Genomic DNA, 21777 nt, shown 5'->3' with positions numbered 1-21777 from the left:
TACACATCGACTCGGTTACTGTTGTCAAGACCCTCGTGAGGATGGCGGGGGACAATCGGAGGAGAACGATGGCCCGTGTCAGGTGACGGAACTATAGGCAAAGCATGTGATGTACTGGATCATGTAGCGTCGTTCGAGCGCCCAGTTCGATTCGCTGAACTTTTGGAAAACAGCGATTTTCCAAAGGCGACCCTGTACCGATTTCTGCAATCCCTGACCAACCAGGGAATGCTGTCTTATGACCGCGACAGGCAGACCTATGCGCCCGGGATGCGGTTGGTTCGGTTGGCCCATGCGGCATGGACGCAAAGCTCATTGGCCCCGATAGCGCGGCCTTTTCTGGATGCCCTCAGCCAAGAAACCGGTGAAACCGTGCACCTGGCGCAACTTGATTCCAGTCAGGTTCTTTACGTCGACAAACGCAACGCCGCACAACCGATCGAGATGTACTCTCAGGCTGGAAAAGTTGGCCCGGCCTACTGCACGGGGGTCGGCAAGGCGATGCTGGCCTTCTTGGACGAAGATGCGCTGAACAGGGCGGTGTCGCAGCAAAGCTATCACCGCTTCACCGACAAAACTCTGACATCCGAAAAGATGTTGCGGGCTGATCTTGACAGAATTCGCAGCCGGGGATTTGCCGTCGATGATGAAGAGCACGAGCCTGGCATCATTTGCATCGCCTGCCCAGTTCTGACGTCGAACGGGCGGATGCTTGGGGCGATTTCGATAACCGGGTCCACCGAACGAATGGATTTCGATCAACTCGAAGCCTGGGTGCCGCGCCTGCGGCGTGTGGCTGAACAAATCGGAACCGAGGCACAAGCCTGGCGGTTTCCCGAAACAGGCCCAGGTTCGAAAAACGACAGGATGCTAATGACATGACAGGTGTAACTCTGAATCGGGCAATCAAACGGTACGGTCAGACACAGGTCATTCATGGGATCGACCTGCAAATCGAAGATGGCGAGTTCTGCGTTTTCGTAGGGCCTTCGGGGTGCGGAAAATCCACGTTGTTGCGGATGATTGCCGGGTTGGAAGAAACCTCGGAAGGTGAGATTCACATCGGATCGCGCGAGGTGACACATATGGACCCGGCCAAGCGCGGCGTGGCCATGGTGTTCCAGACCTATGCGCTCTACCCGCATATGTCAGTGGCCGAAAATATGGGATTTGGCCTGCGCATGAATGGTGTCCCAAAAGCCGAGATCGACCAGAAGGTGCAGGAGGCTTCGAGCATTCTGAAGCTTGATCCCTATCTCAAGCGCAAGCCCAAGGCCCTGTCCGGGGGGCAACGGCAAAGGGTTGCAATCGGGCGGGCGATTGTACGCGGGCCCGAGGTTTTTCTGTTCGACGAACCCCTGTCCAACCTGGACGCCGAATTGCGTGTCGAGATGCGCGTCGAAATCGCGCGTCTGCATCAGGAAATCGGCGCAACCATGATCTATGTGACCCATGATCAGGTCGAAGCCATGACGATGGCCGACAAGATTGTCGTACTGCGCGATGGCCGGATTGAACAGGTCGGCGCCCCGATGGATCTGTACCGTGACCCCGACAACCGGTTTGTTGCAGGTTTCATCGGTTCGCCTGCGATGAACTTTCTCGATTGCGATTATGCCGACGGCCATGTCACCCATCCCGCTTTGGGCCAGCCATTGCCGATCTCGGCAACTGTTCCTGCCGGAACGGACAAGGTGACGTTGGGGATGCGCCCCGAACATATCCACATCGACCGGTCTGCGGACACCTGCACAGTGGATCTGACCGAAGCGCTTGGGGGTGTTTCCTACTCCTATCTGCTGACGCCAAATGGTGACAAACTAATTGTGGAAGAGCGGGATGACCAGCGCAGCAAAACCGGCGACCGGATTGGCATATCAATTCAACCCGACCGTGCCATGGTATTTGATCCCGAGACAGGGCAGAGATTTCGGTAATCCTTGGCCGCAACCCGAAGAACTTCGCGGGACCAGCCGTGCAGCATCATGGAAAACATGTAGCGTGACCTGAAGGGAAACGCCCAAGACAGGCGGGCGAACCGTTGAGCTGATGACATCAAAGGCCATCCACGCCCAGCCCGTGGCAAAACGCGCGGGCACAGATGATTGATTCCCAGCCCAACGTGATTTAAGGGAGGCCCTGTCAAAACAGAGTCACCCAGGGGCGGTATCATGATCGCGCCCCTCCCGCGCCACGCATATGTGGCTTCAACTCTTGGATCGCACGCCCCGAAAGGCTTAAAAAGGTAAAAGAATATGGCAGATAAATCGAACTTCGACATATTGTATACCATTGTAGACGAAGCGCCCGAACTGGCCAGCGCATCGTTCCTGCCCATCATTCGCAAGTTCGCTTCGGCAGCTGGCGTCAGCGTTGGTACAAAGGACATTTCACTGGCCGGGCGCATTCTGGCAGCCTTCCCCGAGAACCTGACGGATGAGCAGCGTGTCTCGGACGATCTGGCGGCGTTGGGTGAACTGGTAAAGACCCCGGATGCAAATGTGATCAAGCTGCCGAACATCTCGGCATCGGTTCCGCAACTGGTGGCCGCCATAGAAGAGTTGCAATCGCAAGGCTATGATATCCCGGCCTATCCGGAAGAACCTTCGACCGACGAGGAAAAGGCCATCCGCGCGCGTTATGATGCCATCAAGGGTTCGGCCGTGAACCCGGTTCTGCGAGAAGGTAACAGTGACCGCCGCGCAGCGCGGGCAGTCAAAAACTATGCTCGGAAGAACCCGCATTCCATGGGTGAATGGGCCTCGGACAGCAAAACCAAAGTGTCGTCCATGTCGGGCAACGATTTTTACGCCAACGAGAAATCGGCTACCATCACCGCTGCCCAGGCGGGTGATGCAAGGATCGAGTTTGTCGGTAAAGACGGCAGTGTGACTGTTCTGAAGGACGCGTGGCCGTTGGAGGAGGGCACGGTGACTGATGCGACGTTCATGTCGGTCAAAGCGCTGTCATCCTTCCTGGCAGAGGCCATCGAGGACACCAAGAAAGACGGCACAATGTTCTCGCTGCACCTGAAAGCCACGATGATGAAGGTCTCGGACCCGATCATTTTTGGCTATGCGGTCAAGGCCTGGCTGGCGCCGGTTTTTGAAAAATTCGGTGCGGAACTGGATGCGCTGGGTGTGAATCCGAACTCGGGTCTTGGCGACTTGCTTGAGCGGGTTCAAGACAATGCCGAGATCGTCGCCGCAATAAATGCGATCAAGGCTGATCGTCCATCCATGTACATGGTGGATAGCGACAAGGGCATCACCAACCTGCACGTGCCTTCCGACGTGATCATTGATGCTTCGATGCCAGCGGTGATCCGCGCGGGCGGCAAGGGTTGGGATGAAACCGGTGCCAAGGGCGATACCAATTGCGTCATCCCCGACCGGTGCTATGCAACTGTTTATGATGAAAGCATCAAGTTCTTCAAAGCCAATGGTGCATTGAATCCGGCCACTGCCGGTGCGGTCGCAAACGTTGGCCTTATGGCGCAGAAGGCCGAGGAGTACGGCAGCCACCCGACCACCTTCGAGGCACCCGCCGACGGCACGATCCGCATCGTTCTGGCCAATGGCGAGACCCTGCACTCGCACGAGGTCGAAAAGGGCGACATCTGGCGGGCTTGCACCGTCAAGAAGGCGCCGATCGAGAACTGGATCCAGTTGGCGATGGACCGTCAGCGCCTGACCGGATCCGAGGCGATCTTTTGGCTGGACGCGAACCGCGCCCATGACGCCGAGCTGATCAAATACGTTCAACCGGCGCTCGAGGCTGCGGGCGTGGCCGACAAGTTCCAGATCATGGCCCCGCGCGAGGCAACTCGTCAGACGCTGGAAACCATCACCGCCGGAAAGGACAGCATCGCCATCACCGGCAACGTGCTGCGTGACTATCTGACCGACCTGTTCCCGATCCTCGAACTGGGCACCTCGGCCAAGATGCTGTCGATCGTCAAGCTGATGAATGGTGGTGGCCTGTTCGAAACCGGGGCAGGGGGCTCGGCGCCGAAACACGTGCAGCAACTGGTCGAGGAAAACCATCTGCGCTGGGATTCGATGGGTGAATTCTGCGCGCTTGGGGAATCCCTGAACTTCCTGGCTGACGCCAAAGGAAACGCGAAGGCAGGTGTTCTTGGCGCTGCGGCAGAGGCGGCAACTCAGGGCATTCTGGACAACAACCGGTCGCCAAGTCGAAAAGTTGGCGAACCGGACAACCGCGACAGCCACTACTGGTTCGCGCGCTATTGGGCCGAAGCCTTGGCTGCCCAATCTGACGATGCCGATCTGGCAGCTGAAATGGCACCCCTTGCAAAAGAGCTGGCAGACAAAGAAGAGCAGATCTTGTCGGAATTGGCCGCAGTCCAAGGACCGGCGGTGGATTTGGGCGGATACTATCACACTGACCCGGTCAAAACCGCCGCTGTGATGCGCCCCAGCGCTACGCTGAACGCAATCATCGGCTGATCGCCGTCGAACATGCGGGCGAGTTTCGTCCGACATCAAAACACGAAGGGACCGCCTTTGCGCGGTCCTTTTCATGGACCGCGGGATTGCCAAAAGACCCGCCCCGAACCCTGTGCCTGACGATCTTTAGCATGCCGTGGCTGCGCCGTTAAAACCAACCTTGTCAGGTTCCATGAACGACTTGCGCAGTGTGTGCCGGGAAGACAGCTGCGCGTCACGTTGGTATTCAACACTTGTCCGTCCGCTCGTCGGGCACAAATTTCGATCGCTGTCCTGAAACTGCAAACAGCGCGGTTGGCGCGGATCGAAACATCCGGATCCTCGGAAAAACTCAGGATTTACGGGATTCCCCCAATAGCGCCGGTTTTCTGTCCGCGTTAGTTTGGTGGGGACAAAGAATTTCACTGGTGAGGCCTTAGGGCTATATCACTCACTCAGAAAAATGGCCAGCATTTGGGGTGCTGGCCATTTGCTTATTGGATTAAGTAAATTCTTGAACACGTCAGCGTATTCAGGCGCTTACGCGGGAACAGGCTGACCATTCGCCTGACTGGGAACCGGGGGATGGTTTTAATCAGCCAAATCGACGGGTCTCAGCCTCGACAAGTGTTGGCTTGAATTGATCATCGCCTGACGCAGCTACACCTTTGTGCTGCAAATAGGAAAGACGACGTGCTTCCCTCCGGGCAAGAGCCAGAGATTCCAGAATCAAAGCACAGACGATGGACAGCATTGTTGCAACAAAACCGGATACTGCAACGACAACAGACGGAATTCTATCAACAAGCCCCGTTTCCAAGAATTCCCGGAATACGGACACAAACACAAAGAGCGAAGGCAAAAACATCATCACGGCCAAAGACAGGAAAAACGCAACGGGCTTTTCATCCTTGATCAACAAACCGATCATTTTGAGGATCCGCCACCCGTCAGAGAACGTTGCCAGCTTGGAGTTCGAATCGGGCAGGCGTGACGAATATCTTGTTTGAACCTCACCGATCGGCATGCGCATCTGCATCGCATGAACTGTCAGCTCTGTTTCAATCTCGAACCCGTTTGATACTGCGGGGAAGCTTTTGACAAAGCGCCTGCTGAAAACGCGGTAACCCGAAAGCAAATCGTTGATTTTGCTGTTGAAGAAAAATTTCACAAGCCAACTGAACAACGCGTTGCCAAATTTGTGGCCGCGCCGATAGGCTTCGGTTTCTTCATTCACCCGAGCGCCGTTGACCATATCCAGATTCTGCGAAACGAGCAGGTCGATCAATTCCGGTGCCGCCGCGCTGTCATAGGTCGCATCCCCGTCAGCCATAACGTATACATCCGCATCAACGTCGGCAAACATTCGACGGACCACGTTGCCTTTGCCCTGGTATGTTTCGGAATAGACCAGGGCGCCTGCCTCAAGCGCGACCTTGACGGAGTCGTCGGTAGAATTGTTGTCATAAACGTAAATCGTCGCGTCGGGCAGGGCCGCGCGGAATTGCCGAACGGTTTCCCCTATGGCAACGGCCTCGTTGTAGCAGGGCAAGATCACTGCAACGTCCAAATCCGATCTTGTCGCGGACGACGGAGAGTTTTTCTGAATATCGAAGGCGCCCTGTATCATATGCAAATCACGCTCTTTCATTGGCATCAATTGAATGATGATCGTGCTTGGGGTTAGAAGGTGCTGCGCATTTGAGGCTGTTATGAAGCAGATAAGAGGCCAAAATTTGTCATTCTGAAAAACCTCGTGTTTGACGCTGACAAAAAAGGGGCCGATTGAAGAACCGGCCCCAAAGTTTCAGCTGAACCGAGGGATCAGTTCGAAGCTGCCATCAGTTTTTCGTTGTGCTCGCGCAGCGTGTCAGAGACGATCGCATACCATTCCCCGGTTTCACGCATCTCGTTCAGGCCTTTGTTCAGCATCGCCAGGTATTGCTTCCCGAACGGATTGCTGCGGTGGCTGATAAAGCGCAGCGAAGACAGCGAGGTCACGTATGGGTTCTCAACCAGGTCGTTCTGGTTCAGGCCCATTTCAACCATTGTGTCCGAGAACAACTGAACTTCAAAGGTTGCAACATCTGCGGTGCCGGTCAGAACCGCGTCAAGGCATTCGCGTGCGGTGATCGGCTGCATTAGCGTCATGGTTTCACCGTTGTGCAGACCTTCCTGTTCCAGATCGTGGATGAACCAGCCATCCATACGGCAGATGGTGGCGCCCTTCAGTTCTTCAAAGGTTGTCGCGCTCGCATACGGGCTTTCCGGAATGGTGTAGAAACCGACGACAATGTCGTAGACCGGAACAGATGAATCGAATTGGGTACAGCGCACTTCGGTTTCCCAGGACCATTCGTAAGTGCGGTTGGTGCAATCCGGCATGTTCCACGCCATGGACACGTCAAAGGCGCCAAGAGGCAGAAGAGTTTCCAGGTGCGAGTTCCAATCATCCACGAAGCTTACGGAATAGTCCCGCGCGTTGCCGCCGCGCTGCAAAGCCGTGGTGCCCAGACGCGTGATTGCTCCGCCACCGTTCAACGATTCATCGGCGAAAGGTGCCCAGCCATTGCCGGTTACCAGCTTGATCGGTGGCTGGTAGACGCTCGATCGTTTGACACTGGCCGCACGTTGTTCTTCAGCTGCGATGATTTCCTGCGCGCTCTGACCATTGGGCAGGCTACCGTCCTCACAGGGAAGGGCCAGAACAAGACCTGGCTCCAGAGCGTTGGGGTTGGTGATTTCGTTCCGGTTCGCGTTGAAGATCGGCTGATAGTTCGACGTGCCGTACGCTGCGATTGCAATGGTCGCCATGGTGTCACCGTCCTGGACGGTGTAGTTGGTACAAGCTTCCTGCGCCGCAACGGCGCCCGCACTCAGAGCGGTGATCGCGGTTGCTGAAAGCGCTACCTTCTTTATCTTCTCGTTAAACATGTCCACTTCCTCCAGACTATAGTTTGTGAGGCCAGATAGGGGCCTTATCCATTTTCCATTTGATGACGCAGGGCGGTTGACACGATGTCGCGCCATTCGCCCGATTGCTGCATGATTGCCAGACCCTGATTCAGCGTCTCGAGGATCGCTTCCCCATCAGGATTATCTTTGTGGGTCATGACGTTAAGCGACTTGATGGCCGCTAGGTTGGGGTTTTCGATAATCCGGTGCTTGTACCCAAGCCGATCTATTGCCTCGGCTGCCAGATGTGCCTCGATGGCGACGATATCTGCGGTGCCATCCATCAGAGCGTGAAAGCAATCATCCGGAGACGTCGGACGCAGAAGTTTGATGACCGGTTCGTACAGGCTGACCGCGTCCATGTGTGACAAGGACCAACCCTCCGGCCGGCAGATCGTTGCACCGGCAAAATCGGCATAGGTCAGCGTCTGTTCATAGCCGGAACCTTCCCGGGCGAAGAACGTATCCACAACCTCGTAGAACGGGTTTGAGAAATTGTAGGTCTCGCACCGGTTGCGATCATCTTCCGACAGTGCAACGGCCTCTTCGCAATTGGGGCGCGACCAGGGGAAGGTGGCGTCAAATGCAAGTGTCGGCATCAACAGGTCCAGATGGGATGACCAGTCATTCACGAACTGAATCTTGTAGGCCTGTTCGGGAGCGGCACGAAACATCGCTGTCTCAACCAGATGGGTATAGAGCCCCCTGTTGGGCAGAGATTCATCGGTGAACGGAGCGTAGTTCCCGCCAGTGATCAACAGCAATTGCCGGTCCCGGATTTCGGGCCGTTCACCCGTTCCGGCATTCCGGATCAAAGCGGCAGCTTCCGCACGGGCGGCTTCGATCTCTTCCTTGGCAGCAGCCCGCGCTGCAACGACGGCCTCTTCACTCGCCTTCTTTGCCTCGGCTTCCGCTGCGGCAACGCGGGCTTCCGCTTCGGCCACGGCTTTCTTGGCGCGCTCTTCTGCGGCTTTTACCAGCTCTGCCGCCATTTCGGCAGCCAGCCGCTCTGCCTCGGTGTCAGCCAGCGCCGGAGCCCGCCCGACATCTTCCAGACATGGCAGTTCCAGAACGTCGCCGACGCGGATGATATTGGGGTTGGCACCGATAACATCCCGGTTCGCGTCGAAAATGATGCGAAAGTCTTCGGTCGCATACACTTCGATTGCCAATTCCCGTAAGCTATCGCCGCGTTGAATTTCATAACTTGAACATGCTTCTTGCGCAGATGCCGCGCCCGTGGCGGCAGCAAGGGCAAGGCTTGATATGAGTAAGTGCTTTTTCATGGGTCCTGTTGCTTTGCCTGTTTAGGTTCTTGTAAGTTTCGCCACTGCGATAGAAAGATTGTCCTGATCAGGGTCACCCTTGGCCTGCACGGCCCTCAGCAATGCTTCGGCAATGTCTTGTGCCAGCCCCTGTTGGTGATCCCGCAGAATGTCCTGAATTTCGGCGTCGCTGATGTACTGCAACCCATCACTTCCAAGGATCAGGACATCGGCAGGCGACACGATCAAAGGATCTTCCGGGCAATCCACTTTGGGAATGGCCCCGCCCATGACCACGGACGTCAATTGATTGCGGTCCATTTCCCGGGCTTCCGCTTCAGTAATCTTGCCCGAAGCCAATTTCGAAGCAATCACGGGTGCCATCGAGTGGTCTTCGTTGACCTGCGTCAACGTTCCATCTCGGAACAGGTAAAGAGGGCTGTCGCCGATTGAAATCCAGAACACACGCCGCCCCAGAAGAAGGACGCCCAGCATGGTTGATCCCATGTTGAACCCCTGGCCCCGGGCCTCGGTGTAGTTGGCGATCGCGGCATTGGCTTGCATGGCGGCCAAAGGAAGCGCATCCATCGCGGATCCTTCGTTGAGGGTTTCTGCCTCAAGTTCTGCGTCCAGCGCGTCGCGCCATGCGGCCACTACCATTTCCGACGCTATTTCGCCCGCTTCATGGCCACCCATGCCGTCTGCAATCACAACATAACCCGCGTCCGACGCATCAAACATGCGGGCCGCAATCGCGTCTTCCTGCGTTTCCCGCTGACCCTGGTTCAGGATCAGCGCAACATCATATGCCGGAGTTGCCAGCATCAATCAGGAATCCCGCCAATCAAAACCGTCATCACAGAAGGCCATGAACCGGATCGAGGTTTCGCTGATGCGGATCAGGTCTCCGCTGGACAGGGCCACGGTGCTGAGAACGGGTTTGCCGTTCAGACGAACGAGATTGGCCTTGCCGCCATGGCCCAGATAGCACTTCCGGTCCTCGGGGTCGTAGGCGATCACGGCATGGTTCGAGCGCGAAATGCCGGTATCGCCGAAATCCAACTGAATGGCCTGGTCATCGTTGCGCCCGATTTGCATCAGGCCTTCGGTCAGCGTAATGCTTGAACCCCGTCCCGGACCTGCTGTTACCACCAGCCAACCCACCGGGAACGTCGCTTGTGTCGCTTCTGCTTTTGCCAGGGGTTCGGAGGATTCGATCAGGTCCTGAACATGCGTATCGGCGCGCTCAAATCCAAGAAATGTCGTCTTGACCCGTGAGCGGCGATCCTCGACCGGGGCTGGGGCTGGTGCAACCTGTTCAATCACAGGTTCAGCCGTGTCTTCGACCTGCTTCGCTTCCGCAACCGCAGCTTCCGCGACTTCAACCTCGACGACTTCCGGTTCGGCAGGTTCGGACACGACCTCGGCCGTTGTTTCCTCTGGCGGTGTTTCAGCGGGTGTTTCCGTCACATGCAGGGTGACAACCTGCTCGACCTCAACCGGTTCTTCGACAGGCTCTTCCGCCAGAACGTTTTTCAGAGCGTCTTCTTCTTCCGGCGTGTCTTCCTCCTCCGAACTGTCCTCGGCAAAGATCGACTCCTCGGGTTCGGTCACTGCCTCCGGCTCGGCCTCGTCGAACTCGGGCATCTTTTCTTCGGGGATCAGCTCATCCGTTTCCTCATAGGATTCGGATGTCATGTTTCCACCGGCCAATGCGGCGCGCAGGGCGTTGAAATCCGCAATGGGTTCCTGCTTTACTTCTTCGCTTTCTGCGGCATCTACCGCAGCCGTGTTCTCGGCAACGCCTTCTTCTTTGGATTTGCCGGCACCTTCGAGAAGCCGGCTCAGAGGGCTTTTGTATTTGAACATGGTGTCGACACCTTCAAGTTGGTGACGCAGACAATCCGCGTCGTAAGCTGCTACTGTTCCCTGCACGTCAGCGCAGAGCCACTCAATGGATACCCATGGGAACTGGTACATTCTGCGGCGGGCCGGTTCCCGCCAGGGTGGCAAAGCTGGATGCCACCCTCAGCAAACACACACTGGCAGATCACTTTCGAACCGGTCAGATTACTCCTGTGCAAGCTGCATGGTGGCGGCCGTCTCGGCCCCATTGCGCAACACTGTCAGTTTTGCCTCAGACTGCTCGCTTGAAACGAGTGCGGCCAGCATCTCATCAAGGCTTTCCGAGCCGTCAAATGTAATGCCGGAAAGGCTTTCATTCAGCAGGACATCGCCTTTTTGTAGGTTTCCTGCCGCTTCAGCCGGAACTGCGTTCACCCTTGTTTGCCATCCGGCGTCGCCATCGGCGCTGACGGTAAAGGTGTAACCATTTTCCAAGCCAACGGATCGTATGGCGGGAAGGGCCAACAAGCCGTTTTGCGCCCGGGTCTGACCCAGCGGGCGATAGCGGGCTGCAACCCTTGTGTACCCATCGGTGTCGACTTTCAGGTTATCCAGAACCTGCGCCGCAAAAGAAACATCCTGACGGACCGGGCGGCCATTCAGGGTATAGATGACAGCGCCACGCTGCACCCAATCGCCGATCACGCTCATGTCCTGATCGGCGTCCACCCCCGTAACTGCAATCGTGGCTCCGGTCGAGCCGCGGCGGCGGGATGTCTGGAAGGGGATATCGACATCCCAATGCGCAAACGCCACCTGCTGTTCCGCCGGAACACCGGCGTTGGCAATTGCATCAGTCGCAGGTGTCTCAATCTCAGACACTGCTGCAATTTCAGTCGCTTCTTCCGACTGTGACGGAACCTCGGAACGTTCAGTGTCTGCGGAGGCTGTTTCTGTGGCAGCTAGCTCCGCAGGTACTGGTTGTGCCTGCTCGACAGGCTCTTCCGGTTTGGGTTCGGGGGCGACGGCCACTTCGGGTTCGGTGGCCTCCGTGACAGAAGGATCGGTAGCGGGTGACTCTGCCTCAGCGGATTGTACGTCTGCCGTGGGCTGCGTGACCGGTGATTCTGCCTGGTCTTCTGTCTTGTCGCCGGACATCACAAAGAAACCGCCCGCGGCCAAAGCAACTGCAACAACAGCCGCGCCTGCAATCAACTTGCCGCTGCCGCCGGACCCGCTCTGAACCACTGTATCGACAGCGACCGGGGTTTCCTCTTTCTTTGAAATCTTGGACAGATCGCCATCTTTTTTGTCTTCGTTGCCAAGAACGATGTCCGAGTTTCCGGCCAGCAGGGCCGTAACTACGGCTTCGGCGTTTTCGCTTTCGGCCTTGATCCGAGCCTTTTCTGCCTCTTTGTCTTTGCGATCCATGCCGACAATCACGGACACGGGACGATAAGCGAAAGTGTCAAACATGACACCGGGGCCGCGGAACATGCGCAACCAATCCAATGCGGATTGAAGACGATCCGTGGCGTGAACTTCCATCGCCTTGTCAATCGCCTCAAGGAACCCGTCTGGGTATCCTTCGAACCGACCGGTCAGTGGCGTGTAGGGGTCATCCTGCCCGTTGTTGAAAGCGTTCAGGCGGCTCTGGCCGTCGATGGGGCGTTCACCGCTGATCGCGTGATAAAGCGTGGCGGCCAGAACATAGAGATCGCTGCTGGGCCCTTGATCCGCGCCCCGGACATAGAATTCGTGCGGAGAATATCCATCCTTGATGACGCGCAGGGTCAACAATGCTGCCGACTTGTTCGCCGCTTGCTCACGTGCGGCGCCAAAATCAATCAGGACGGGGTCTCCGTTTTCATCAATCAGAATGTTGTCCGGCGAAATGTCCCGATGCAACATGCCGCTCTGGTGAATGAAAGATACCGCGGACAGCATTTTTTCGGTGACCTGAACGATGAAATCCGGGCCGCCGTCATTTTCCGGGTTTTCCACGTAATCCAGCAGGTCGCACCCACGGATCAGGTCCATTGCGATATAGGCGGTGTCGTTGTCTTCGAACACCTGGTGTACGTCCACGATATTGGGATGTACCAGGCGCGCATGATTGCGCGCCTCCTGAATAAAGAGGTCAATGATCGAGCGCAGGTCGTCCTTGTAGGATGGATCATTGGGCTCAACCAGATCACCGTTGCGTCGGCACAGCGCTCCGGGGAAGCACTCTTTGATCACGACGTCGCGCTCCAGGCTGTCGCGCGCCAGGTAAGTGATCCCAAATCCACCGTTGCTGAGATAGCGGAGAATTTCATACTGCCCGCGCAACAGCTTTGCGCCTGGCTGCAATCCCTCAATTTTTGGTTCGTCGTGCGTCGCACCGACAGCCTGGTTGTGGCTCATTTCAATCCGCCCGTTCTATTCATTTTGCGGCTTAGAAAAACCGGGCCGACAGCCCACGAACTCACAACCAAAAACAACCGCAGGACACTTGAGAACGGTTAGACGTTTCAAATTTGACTTTATTGGGGCCGCCTGATGGCTTCACTATGGATCGTTTTCCGTGAGATGGCAGATATTGTTCACAGATGGGTTGCGGCCACTACATATAGATCTGCGATATGGATTAATTGAAAACTGAAACCCCAAATCAAGCGTGTTGGTCCACGAATTCGAAACAATAAAGGGCCGATTCCTCGGCCCTTCGAATCGCTGCAATGCAGCTCAATCTTGACGGGAAGACGTCAGGTGCCGGTCTTCGGCTGTGCCACCGCAACCGTGCTACCAGCCCAGGCAAGGTTGTCGCCCAGCTGCGCCAAAATGCTGATTGCGTCCTTCAACGGCGCGTCTCCGCTTTCGAATTGCAGCAACAAAAGCAAATCTGTCGCCTTTTCAAATTCTGCGGGAATCCAATCAGCTTCGGGGTCGATTTCGCCACCTTGTTCCAGCCGTTCCGCAAAATCTTCGACGATCTCTTGACAGCTGTTCAGAAACGTTGCCGGTTCAATGTCGGATGTTTCGCGTAAATCTTCATAGATGCTTGCTATTGCGGCCAGCCAGTCCTCGAGAATGGGATTGTTCAACGGGGGCAGGGCAGTCTCCAGCGTTGACTGCATCGATGCGGTATCATTCGAAACAGGCTCTGGCTCTGCGCCCTTCAGCGCCTCAAGATAAGGCAGGAAGTCCTGCTGCAAATCTTTCCGCGCAGCCTCGAGATCGCCGCGACGCCGGTCAGAGGCCGCTTCCAGCACGTGTTCCGCAAGGTTCTGTCCGCCGCAGGTTTCCCAAAGCGCAAAGTCGGGCTCGGGCTCCTGCGCCATGGCACGCACCGCAACCGGCGTACCAATTGGGACAACAGCGCGGAACATTCCTTCCTTTTCCTTGTTCAGGCGCGCAAGGACGCGGTCCAGGGCACCCTGAACCGGTGGCAGATCGGCATGTGTAACGGCCAGCAGGCTGTTGGCCCTCAGTTCGGGGGGTACCTGAGACCACAAGTGGCGCTCGGTCTCGCGCCAGGCATTGGTTCCATTTGTGCACCAGATGGCACAATCGACGAATTTCAGCAGATCCAAAGTCGGCTTGTAGGTATCATCGAGAGCACCCGAGCCCGGAAGATCAAACAGCGATATTTCCTTGAGAGCCGGTGTATTGATACCGACCGATATGAAATCTGGCTCTTCCTGGGCGGCTTTTTCCAGCACTATGCCTGAATAGGTCTTTGGCTCCCTGTTCCACCAACCGACAGTCGTTTCAGGCGCTTCCGCGTAGGCGACGATCACCAGAGGCAATTTCAGATGCTGCGGGCCGGTTGGCAGAATGTCCGCGCCAGCCAGCATGTTCGCCAGACTTGACTTGCCTGCGCCGAATTCCCCGGCGAAACCGATATTGACCGCATTTGACAGACGTTCGGCGTGGGACAGAGCCCGCGCGCGCATATCCTCCAACGCCGCGTCCGGCGTCAGGTTTTCAGTTGCAGTCAGGAAGCGCTCCAGTTGGCGTACTTCCTTTTCAGTTCCGGGAAACTCAATCATTCCGCAGCCTTTGCTTGTCTTTCATCCGCATCGGGTGTTCCAAAAACCGTCTCCAGCTCGGCTGCAATGCGACGCGCCCTGTCGAATGCACCTTGCGCCTCCGCCTGGGCGTTCAGTTCTCCTGAGTTGGAACGGTGTTCAAGATGACCGGCCAGAAGGGCCATATAGTGGTCCAGAACCGTGTTCAGCCGTTCCAACAGATCGTCGCGAGTCGTGTCGATCAGGTCATCCCCGATCAGCTCGAACTCCTGCACGATCATTCGTTCGGCGCGCGCCACAACGCTATTGCGCGAGATCAGACGCGACAACCAGTTTACACGCAATTCAACGGTAATGCCACGGGTCAGGGCGGTGGTGTCCGGCCGGAACCAACGTACAGCACTGGTGTTCATGCGATTGTCGACCGGCTCTTGCCATCCCGGCAATGCCCGCAAGGCGGCATTGCAATGCATGTCGATCGCGTAAAGCTCGCTGAGCATGCGCTGCCGAACAACTTGCGATGCCCCCTGTACCAGTTCACGCATACGTTCGCGCAATGGTGTAAAATTGAGCTCGGTCTCTCCACCTTTTGCCAGCAGAGGCGACTGGCCGTCCGGCCCGCGCACAACGATAGCCACCGATTCCGAGACAGTGTCATCCATGACCCCGCGCAGATTCGACAGGACATCATCCATGTCACGCGTGATCTCCTGCGTTTTTTCAGCAATCAGCTTGCGCAGGTCGCCAAGTGTCTTGTCGCTTTCATCGGCATTTCGAACATCCAAGCCGTCTTCATCTTGAAGCGCCCGCAAACGAACCTGAGAGCGCTCAAGCTCTCCGCGCGCGAAGCTGTCGAGATGTTGCCAGGCCATTCGCAACTGTTCGTTGATCGGTCCGTCCGTCAAAGCCTGGGTGACATGACGGCGCAGATCGGGCAGGCCGGACGCGATCATTGCGGCAAAGCGCAGAACCGCTTCGCGGCTGATCGGTCCGGGGCCTTGTTTGATCTCGGCCACACCCTTGAGGTATTGCTGCATCTGTTCCGGGTGGGCGCGCAGCCATGCCAGAACGTGGTCGTGGTTCACCCCTGTTTCATCACCGGTCAAAGCATAGTGCGCCCATTGCGCGCTGCCCATCAGGACATCGATGTTCGAGTTGCCGAGCGCCTTTTCCAACCCGTCCAATACGTCCAGACGAACCTTGGCAGCGTCTTCGGCGCCGCCGCCCAGTTCATCCACTCGGTTGATAAACACGACGATCTGCCCAAGTTCCAGCGCTTGCATCAACCGGAACAGTTTCAGATCCGCGCGCGACAATGCCTGATGCGCGGACAGAACCACCACAAAGAAATCGGATTCCTTCAGATACTGTCGTGAAATTTCTTCGCGGATCAGCAGAGGGTCATTCACGCCGGGCGTGTCAGTAACCGTCAGTGGAAACGGAAAATGGCCCAATTCAAAATAGACCTCGGCCTTGCGGGTGATGTCGCTGTAAAGCCCGCGATCACTGCCCGGATCCAAAGCCCCGTCCTCGGACGGATCATCCCCGGCACAGACATATCTGGCCAGGTCATCTGACGTCAGTTCGTCCAGATCGTGCTGTTGGCCCAGCAGCTGCTCATAGCTGTCACCCAGACGCCGACGCGCCCGGACCTTCATGGCCTCGACCTGTTCCTCGATCATCTCGCGCTTGTAACTGTCCTCGTCATCGGGAAACATGTTGCGCAGTTCTTCACCTTCGGCGATCAGCGATTGCCATTGGTAATTGTCGAAGAAATGGAATTCGGCACCTTGCGTCCTGCCGGACGGGTGCCCGAAATGCATATCGGTGATAACAGTTGTCCACGGGTTGACATCCGAAGGCAAATACTCTGCCTGACCGGTGAAGCCGTTGATCAGACGCGACTTGCCAGCCTTGATTTGCCCGACAAACGCAATTGACGGTTTCAGATTGCTAAGATCACCAATGATGCGGGAAATGAACTGGCGCGTTTCATCGTTGCTGATCCCGTTCATTTCTTCTGCTATGCGAATAAGTTCGCGGCGATGTGTTTCACTCATTACTCATTACCCTGGCTACAATAAAAAACAGATTGAAGTAGTCGAAAATTTGAATTCAACGGAGGCAATCATTTCTCTGCCTCCTGCAAAGAGGTCCACAGATTGACGACCGCCCCCAGTTTGCGGGCTTCGTGGATGGCGACCGCGATCTGACCACCGTCACTCAAAACGGCCAGACCGGCCCCTTTCCCGCCCGATGGCCGCATGACAATCAGTTGCGGGTCTTCACTCTCATGCTGAGAATCACCATCCCAGCCGGCAAGATCAGCCACAAAACGGGCCAGCGTTTCCTGGTCGGGATACATCGGCTCAGATGGCTTGCATACGCCTTCCAAAAGCGGTGCGGCTTCGTCCGACCTGTCCACGAACACACGCCCCGAGGCGAAGCGGCTCGACGCTTCAAAAAAACGTTGTGGAAGTGTTTCCGCTGCATCAGGAGTTGCCTCGGCGGGCGGAAAGTCATCAACAGGTTTCTCAGCGCTCGGGACGACGGATACAATCGGTTCGGACGGAAGCTCGATGGCGGCGCAGGCGTTCTCGATTTCGCTGAAGGTGATACCTACCTCATCCACTTCAAGCGCTGTGTCCGGCCTGCCCGACGTCAACTCAAGCGGGGCAGGCGAGGCCGAGATCTCCGACACCAATCCAGCCAGCTTCTCGATCAGTTCGGCGCGTGGTTCCGTTTCAAAGTCCGGAACCTCACCTGCCGGTACCTTGAAGACATCCGTGATCCGAGAGCTGTTCACCTCGATTGCCAGACAATCCCCGTTTGCGGCGGTGAATTCCAACCGGCGTGGCAATACTGTGCCGCGGATTGCCCGCAATACCGCAGACCGGCGCGCGGCCGCGGTTTCCCCTGCGATCCTTACGGTCGGAGACAGCCGTGCGACCGAGGTCCGCCTGATGTCTTCAAGCAGGTCGAGAATGTCCGTGTCCATCATGCCGTGACCCCCTCTGGTCCCGTTCAAACCGCAGCCGCGACCGGCCCCAGACTGAGATGTGATTTGGTAAGCGCCAGTCCGACATTCGCACTGTTGCGACAGATGTAGCAGACCACATGATCAGGATATTCCTTGGTCCGCAAAAAGATGTTCAGCCTATCCTTGGAAAAAACGGCGACTTCCCCGAAACCAGCGTTTTCTTCGTCCGCACTGCCAGCCTGACGCAAGAGCGCTTCAAAGGCTGCAACCCCTTGCCCCTGAAACAGATTCGCCACAGCCACCGCCAAAACATCCAACGAATCCGCGCAGTCAGGATCAGAAACAGAACTGCCCAAAAGCATCCCTGTCTCCATGTCGATATACCCGGCTGCAATACAGTCGGGTATCGTTTCCATGGCGGAGTTCAGTGCGGTTTGAATAGACATCTAAGCCATTGTTTTCATTTATTAGTTTCTCGCTACTTCGATTCGGGCGCCCTTACAATACATGCCATTCAGCGCCGCTGTTTTCTTTGGCTTTCGGAATGGCTCGAAGTGCCTCTTTGGTCTGCTTTTCGTTGTGTTCTATGGCGATCTGATCGAACTCGGCCAGAAAAGCCTTGAATACGTTCTTCAGCCCTTCTGCATCCTGCGGCAGGTCTTCATTTCTCGAAACCTCCTGCCACATATCCGACGCGCTGAGGGGCGATCCAACCGCAACTTCGGGTAAGCCACCCAGCGAGGCAACGCTTCTTTCAACTGCATCAACCTGTTCGGTAGTGGCAGCTTCAATCAAACCGCTGGTTTCGGGTTCCGGCTCATAGTCATCCGCATTGTTGCCGGTTTGCGCGGCCATCAATGCCGTAATCGAGGATACGGAAACCTCTATGCCGCGATCTTCCGCCAAATCGGCCTGCTTGGATTCCTCGTCTTCCCCATCCGGCACGATCGAGGTCTCTTGCATCGAAGTGTTCAGCGAGGCGAGCACATCATCGGACTCGTCAACAGCCGCAAGAGGCGCGGGGCTGATTTCAGCATCCTCCAGGGCGCTCGGGGCATCATCCAATGAGTCTTCCAGATCGGCGTCAACGGACAGCTCGAATTCGTCTTCGTCATCCTCAAGGCCCGCGACATTCGTCAATTCCAGCGGATCGTTCGACGTGTCCTTGAACAAGGAACGCAGATCATCGCTTGTGTCGGGTTCAACGGGCAACGGTACCGGCTCTGACGTCATCTCTGCGCGCAGCCGTTCAGCCTCTTCCGCATCGATCCGAACCCGCTCGGCCTCATCCGAGCGCCGCTCGACCCGGGCAGGCCGTACCGGGAAGCTGGTAACAACTGTTTCGCCTTCAGCGTTCGACTGCCCGGCGGCCTCAAGCGGGTTTACCAACCTCAAGGGTGTGGCTTCGTCTTTGGCTGTCGGCTCGTTTGATGAACGGGCAGGGCGCAAAGGTTTGACTTTGGGTGCGTCGGCCTGGCTCTTGTCGATCTGGTACCGAGCCAGCTGGTCGGCGCGGTTGTCCATAATCTGTTCCGTGATCTCCAGGAAGCTGTCGATCATCTTGCCTCCGCCGCTGCGTGACCACATCTCGGCATCGCCTGTCTTGTCCCGGGCAGTGATCGCGTCGCGAGCCGAGAACAGAATGGACCGATTGAACAGGTGACCCGCCTCGCGGTTAACGCGGCGCAGTACTTTTTGGCGGTCTTTGAGGCTCAGGGCATCTGCCCGCGTCACCAGAAGCAAAGAATTGTGCTGCAACCGTTCGGGCAGGGAAACCCATGTCGCGCGTTCGGTTTCGCGCCAGGCTTGCGTCGCGTGGGTACACCACAAGACGCCGTTTGCCTGACCCACCGCACGTTGCCATACATCCGTCGAGATCTTGGGATCCGAAATGCCGGGCGTGTCGATCAGGTCCACTGCTTCCAGAATATCGGCCTCAAGATAGATACGGATGAACTGTGCGTCATTGACACCAACGGTTTCAAGCTGATCCAGCTCGATCAGTTCGATACTTCCATCATGACGTTTGATATAGGGCGCCTGATTGCCCCAGCTAAACCAAACCGGTGGCAACTGGGTTGCCGTCACCTGCGTCGGCAAGGTCTGCGTCCGCAGCAAAAAGTTCATCAACGTGGACTTCCCGGCGCTGAATTCGCCCATCAGGGCGAAAACCGGCTTGCGGCGGGACCACTGCTCGATGCGTTCCCATGCCTTCGGTGAAACAAAGCGTGTTTGTGTATCTTTTGCCATTTTTCTACTTATGCCGCTTCGTTGCTTAGATCTTTCAGTATGTCGCCCAGAATCTCGTCCTTGGATTTCTGAGGCTGCAAACCCGCCATCGCTGCCGCAGTCTGACCCGGATTCTTGTCGGCAGCAGACGAGATGCTCAGCAGGGTTTCCTTCTGCTCACGCAGGAAATCCGTAAGAATCGCACGGACGTTTTCCAGCACCGCTGCAATCTGGTTTTCCTCGATATCCTTGGTGATCGAATTTGCCTCGGACGCGATCAGCCGCGTGTAATCCGCCGCGTATGCCTCAAACCCCTTTCGGCGTTGCCACCAACGTCGCCACCAAGTGCTTTGCAAGTCCAGTGCAATCGTCCGGCCGATACCCAGAGGTGGCGGAACACGGGGAACAATGGGTGCTTCGATGCTGAATTCGCCCAGATGGTTGCCAAGTATTTTGTGATAAAGCGCCTCAACATCCGCAGCGGCGGTTGCATACAACGCCCCGGCGTCTTTTCGCATGGCGCGGGCAAAACTGAAATAGGCAGCCTTTTGCAACGTCCGCAAACCTGCGGGATCGTATTGCCACGTGCCTTGTTCGCCATTTTTTTCAAGATGCGCGATCAGAGAGTCCGTCGCGCGTTTGACGAAATTGTCCTCGGCTGACTTCAGACGCTCCAACACTTTGCCGCGCAACGCATTTGTCAACTCGGCTGCTTTCTTTTCGTATTCAGCTGACACCGTGTTTATCGCTTCTTCGGGCGACACACCGTCAAGATCCCGTGCAAGGCCTTCGCCTTCCGACAGATTCTTGGCAACCGCAGTCGCGCGGATCTGACTGGCAATGTTACGGGCCCGATGGCGGACGCGGTCCATCAGGCGCGCTCCGGCACCTTCCGCAATGCGCTCATTCATGGCCAGCAGCAGATCGGGCAGACCGGAAAGCGCCCAGATTTTGTCGAGCGAGGCCGCCTGATCACCGAAACCGGCCGCCAGGTAGAACGTATTCAAAGCCTGGCGCGACTCTTCTGTCAGAATATCCGGGTTCCCGGTCAACGCCGCTTCGGCCCACAACGCGCTGCCAAAAACGACGCTGGTATTGGTGTCGATATTGTTCTGTTTCAGCGTGTCCTGAATGCGGTCACGGATCTCTGGCACCTGGTTCACAGGATCGGAAAGTTCGTCGATCCGGTTGACGAACAGGATGATCTGCCGGTTCTCGAACTGCGCGATAATGCGCATCAGGGCCATGTCCATCGTCGTCAGGGCCTGACTTGCCGCCAACACCACAACGCAGACTTCAGATCCGCGCAGGCTGCGCAGCGTGATTTGTTCGCGCACCATGAACGTATCGTTCACACCGGGTGTGTCGCACAGTTTTAGCGCGATGGGGTATTGCGGAATGTCCATATACAGTTCGGCTGATTTGGTAACATCGGCAAACCGGCCCGTTTTTGGATCAATATCGGGATCATCTTCATCGCCCAGGCAGACATAGCGCTGAATCAGTTCCTCATCGAAATGATCATACTGATGACTTTGGCCCAGGATCAGGTCGAAATGCTTGCCAAGACGTTCCTCTGACTTGGCCTTCATTTCACCGATCTGACGGCGGATGTCTTCCATCTCGTCATCTGCGCCGGCGCGATTGGCCAATTCACCAAGACGACCGCCGCCGACCATCAGGTTGTCCCATTCTTCCTGCTCGAAAAACGTGAACTTGGCCCTTGTATCACCGGGCGGGCGCGTGTTGATGTTCAGGGTCGTAACCACCGACGTCCACGGGTTGACGTCTGACGGAAGCAGGCCAGGGCGCCCGGCAAGAATATTGACGATCGAGGATTTTCCGGCCTTGACCTGGCCCACCATCGTGACGCTGGCGGTAAAATTTTCCATCCGGGTCTTGAGGGTCGCCAGCCGTGCCGAGGAGCGCGCATCAGCCACCTCAGTCAGTTGATCAATCTGAGCCGTCAGTGAAGCCATGGTCGCCGTCATCGGTGCCAGTGCTTCGTTGCCTACAGACAAAAGGTGATCGTTGCGCGCCAT

The 21777-nt window shown here is 56.6% G+C and carries 15 protein-coding genes; 3 read left to right on the top strand and 12 right to left on the bottom strand.

The window, feature by feature from the left end:
• Positions 1-75 precede the first annotated feature (75 nt).
• The 3 genes from NOR97_RS18515 to NOR97_RS18505 all read left to right on the top strand — a co-directional run bounded on the left by NOR97_RS18515 (position 76) and on the right by NOR97_RS18505 (position 4469).
• Entirely contained in the window at positions 76-882 is an 807-nt protein-coding gene (locus tag NOR97_RS18515; RefSeq protein ID WP_257600981.1) for an IclR family transcriptional regulator, read from the top strand.
• Positions 879-1937 (top strand): ABC transporter ATP-binding protein, encoded by a 1059-nt coding sequence (locus tag NOR97_RS18510; protein ID WP_170345354.1) that lies wholly within the window; start codon positions 879-881, stop codon positions 1935-1937. Before NOR97_RS18515 ends, NOR97_RS18510 begins: the two co-directional genes overlap by 4 nt.
• A 318-nt stretch (positions 1938-2255) precedes the next feature.
• The gene (locus NOR97_RS18505; RefSeq protein ID WP_170345355.1) at positions 2256-4469 is read left to right on the top strand and encodes an NADP-dependent isocitrate dehydrogenase; all 2214 of its coding nucleotides are present in this window, start codon (positions 2256-2258) and stop codon (positions 4467-4469) included.
• Between the two features lie 574 nt (positions 4470-5043).
• On the opposite strand, the gene NOR97_RS18500 is transcribed toward NOR97_RS18505, so the two are convergent.
• The 12 genes from NOR97_RS18500 to NOR97_RS18445 form a co-directional block, all read right to left on the bottom strand.
• Complete coding sequence (locus tag NOR97_RS18500) at positions 5044-6006, bottom strand: glycosyltransferase family 2 protein (RefSeq protein WP_257600980.1); 963 nt, start codon at positions 6004-6006, stop codon at positions 5044-5046.
• A 266-nt stretch (positions 6007-6272) separates the two neighbouring features.
• Entirely contained in the window at positions 6273-7382 is a 1110-nt protein-coding gene (locus NOR97_RS18495) for a LysM peptidoglycan-binding domain-containing protein (protein WP_170345356.1), read from the bottom strand.
• 44 nt (positions 7383-7426) lie between these two features.
• The gene (locus NOR97_RS18490; protein WP_257600979.1) at positions 7427-8575 is read right to left on the bottom strand and encodes an ABC transporter substrate-binding protein; all 1149 of its coding nucleotides are present in this window, start codon (positions 8573-8575) and stop codon (positions 7427-7429) included.
• A 135-nt stretch (positions 8576-8710) separates the two neighbouring features.
• Positions 8711-9493, bottom strand: coding sequence for a PP2C family serine/threonine-protein phosphatase (locus tag NOR97_RS18485; protein WP_257600978.1), 783 nt, complete (start codon positions 9491-9493; stop codon positions 8711-8713).
• 3 nt (positions 9494-9496) lie between these two features.
• Positions 9497-10537 carry an FHA domain-containing protein gene (locus NOR97_RS18480; protein WP_257600977.1) on the bottom strand — a complete coding sequence of 347 codons (1041 nt, stop codon included), beginning with the start codon at positions 10535-10537 and terminating at the stop codon, positions 9497-9499.
• 201 nt (positions 10538-10738) lie between these two features.
• A complete protein-coding gene (locus NOR97_RS18475) occupies positions 10739-12919 on the bottom strand; it encodes a serine/threonine-protein kinase (protein ID WP_257600976.1) in 2181 nt (726 codons plus the stop codon).
• A gap of 341 nt (positions 12920-13260) precedes the next feature.
• Positions 13261-14547, bottom strand: coding sequence for a dynamin family protein (locus NOR97_RS18470; RefSeq protein WP_257600975.1), 1287 nt, complete (start codon positions 14545-14547; stop codon positions 13261-13263).
• Positions 14544-16586, bottom strand: coding sequence for a dynamin family protein (locus tag NOR97_RS18465; RefSeq protein WP_257600974.1), 2043 nt, complete (start codon positions 16584-16586; stop codon positions 14544-14546). The genes NOR97_RS18470 and NOR97_RS18465 overlap by 4 nt, the downstream gene beginning before the upstream one ends.
• 68 nt (positions 16587-16654) lie before the next feature.
• Positions 16655-17527, bottom strand: a complete 873-nt coding sequence (locus NOR97_RS18460; protein WP_257600973.1) for a hypothetical protein — start codon at positions 17525-17527, stop codon at positions 16655-16657.
• A 23-nt stretch (positions 17528-17550) separates the two neighbouring features.
• Positions 17551-17922 (bottom strand): hypothetical protein, encoded by a 372-nt coding sequence (locus NOR97_RS18455; protein WP_257600972.1) that lies wholly within the window; start codon positions 17920-17922, stop codon positions 17551-17553.
• 82 nt (positions 17923-18004) lie between these two features.
• Positions 18005-19756: a dynamin family protein gene (locus tag NOR97_RS18450; protein WP_257600971.1), complete on the bottom strand. Its 1752-nt coding sequence runs from the start codon at positions 19754-19756 to the stop codon at positions 18005-18007.
• Positions 19757-19764: 8 nt separating this feature from the next.
• Complete coding sequence (locus NOR97_RS18445; protein WP_257600969.1) at positions 19765-21777, bottom strand: dynamin family protein; 2013 nt, start codon at positions 21775-21777, stop codon at positions 19765-19767.

It is taken from the genome of Ruegeria sp. YS9, from assembly GCF_024628725.1.
Classification (GTDB): domain Bacteria; phylum Pseudomonadota; class Alphaproteobacteria; order Rhodobacterales; family Rhodobacteraceae; genus Ruegeria; species Ruegeria atlantica_C.
Note: the sequence above shows the minus strand (reverse complement) of the source record. Positions and strands in the feature narration are given on the sequence as shown.

Excerpts from the sequence above, each read along its gene's own strand:
- NOR97_RS18460 (WP_257600973.1), bottom strand. The coding sequence starts at position 17,527 with ATGATGGACACGGACATTCTCGACCTGCTTGAAGACATCAGGCGGACC.
- NOR97_RS18455 (WP_257600972.1), bottom strand. The coding sequence starts at position 17,922 with ATGGAAACGATACCCGACTGTATTGCAGCCGGGTATATCGACATGGAG.
- NOR97_RS18450 (WP_257600971.1), bottom strand. The coding sequence starts at position 19,756 with ATGGCAAAAGATACACAAACACGCTTTGTTTCACCGAAGGCATGGGAA.
- NOR97_RS18485 (WP_257600978.1), bottom strand. The coding sequence starts at position 9,493 with ATGCTGGCAACTCCGGCATATGATGTTGCGCTGATCCTGAACCAGGGT.
- NOR97_RS18505 (WP_170345355.1), top strand. The coding sequence starts at position 2,256 with ATGGCAGATAAATCGAACTTCGACATATTGTATACCATTGTAGACGAA.
- NOR97_RS18510 (WP_170345354.1), top strand. The coding sequence starts at position 879 with ATGACAGGTGTAACTCTGAATCGGGCAATCAAACGGTACGGTCAGACA.
- NOR97_RS18470 (WP_257600975.1), bottom strand. The coding sequence starts at position 14,547 with ATGATTGAGTTTCCCGGAACTGAAAAGGAAGTACGCCAACTGGAGCGC.
- NOR97_RS18465 (WP_257600974.1), bottom strand. The coding sequence starts at position 16,586 with ATGAGTGAAACACATCGCCGCGAACTTATTCGCATAGCAGAAGAAATG.
- NOR97_RS18480 (WP_257600977.1), bottom strand. The coding sequence starts at position 10,537 with ATGTTCAAATACAAAAGCCCTCTGAGCCGGCTTCTCGAAGGTGCCGGC.
- NOR97_RS18445 (WP_257600969.1), bottom strand. The coding sequence starts at position 21,777 with ATGGCGCGCAACGATCACCTTTTGTCTGTAGGCAACGAAGCACTGGCA.
- NOR97_RS18475 (WP_257600976.1), bottom strand. The coding sequence starts at position 12,919 with ATGAGCCACAACCAGGCTGTCGGTGCGACGCACGACGAACCAAAAATT.
- NOR97_RS18495 (WP_170345356.1), bottom strand. The coding sequence starts at position 7,382 with ATGTTTAACGAGAAGATAAAGAAGGTAGCGCTTTCAGCAACCGCGATC.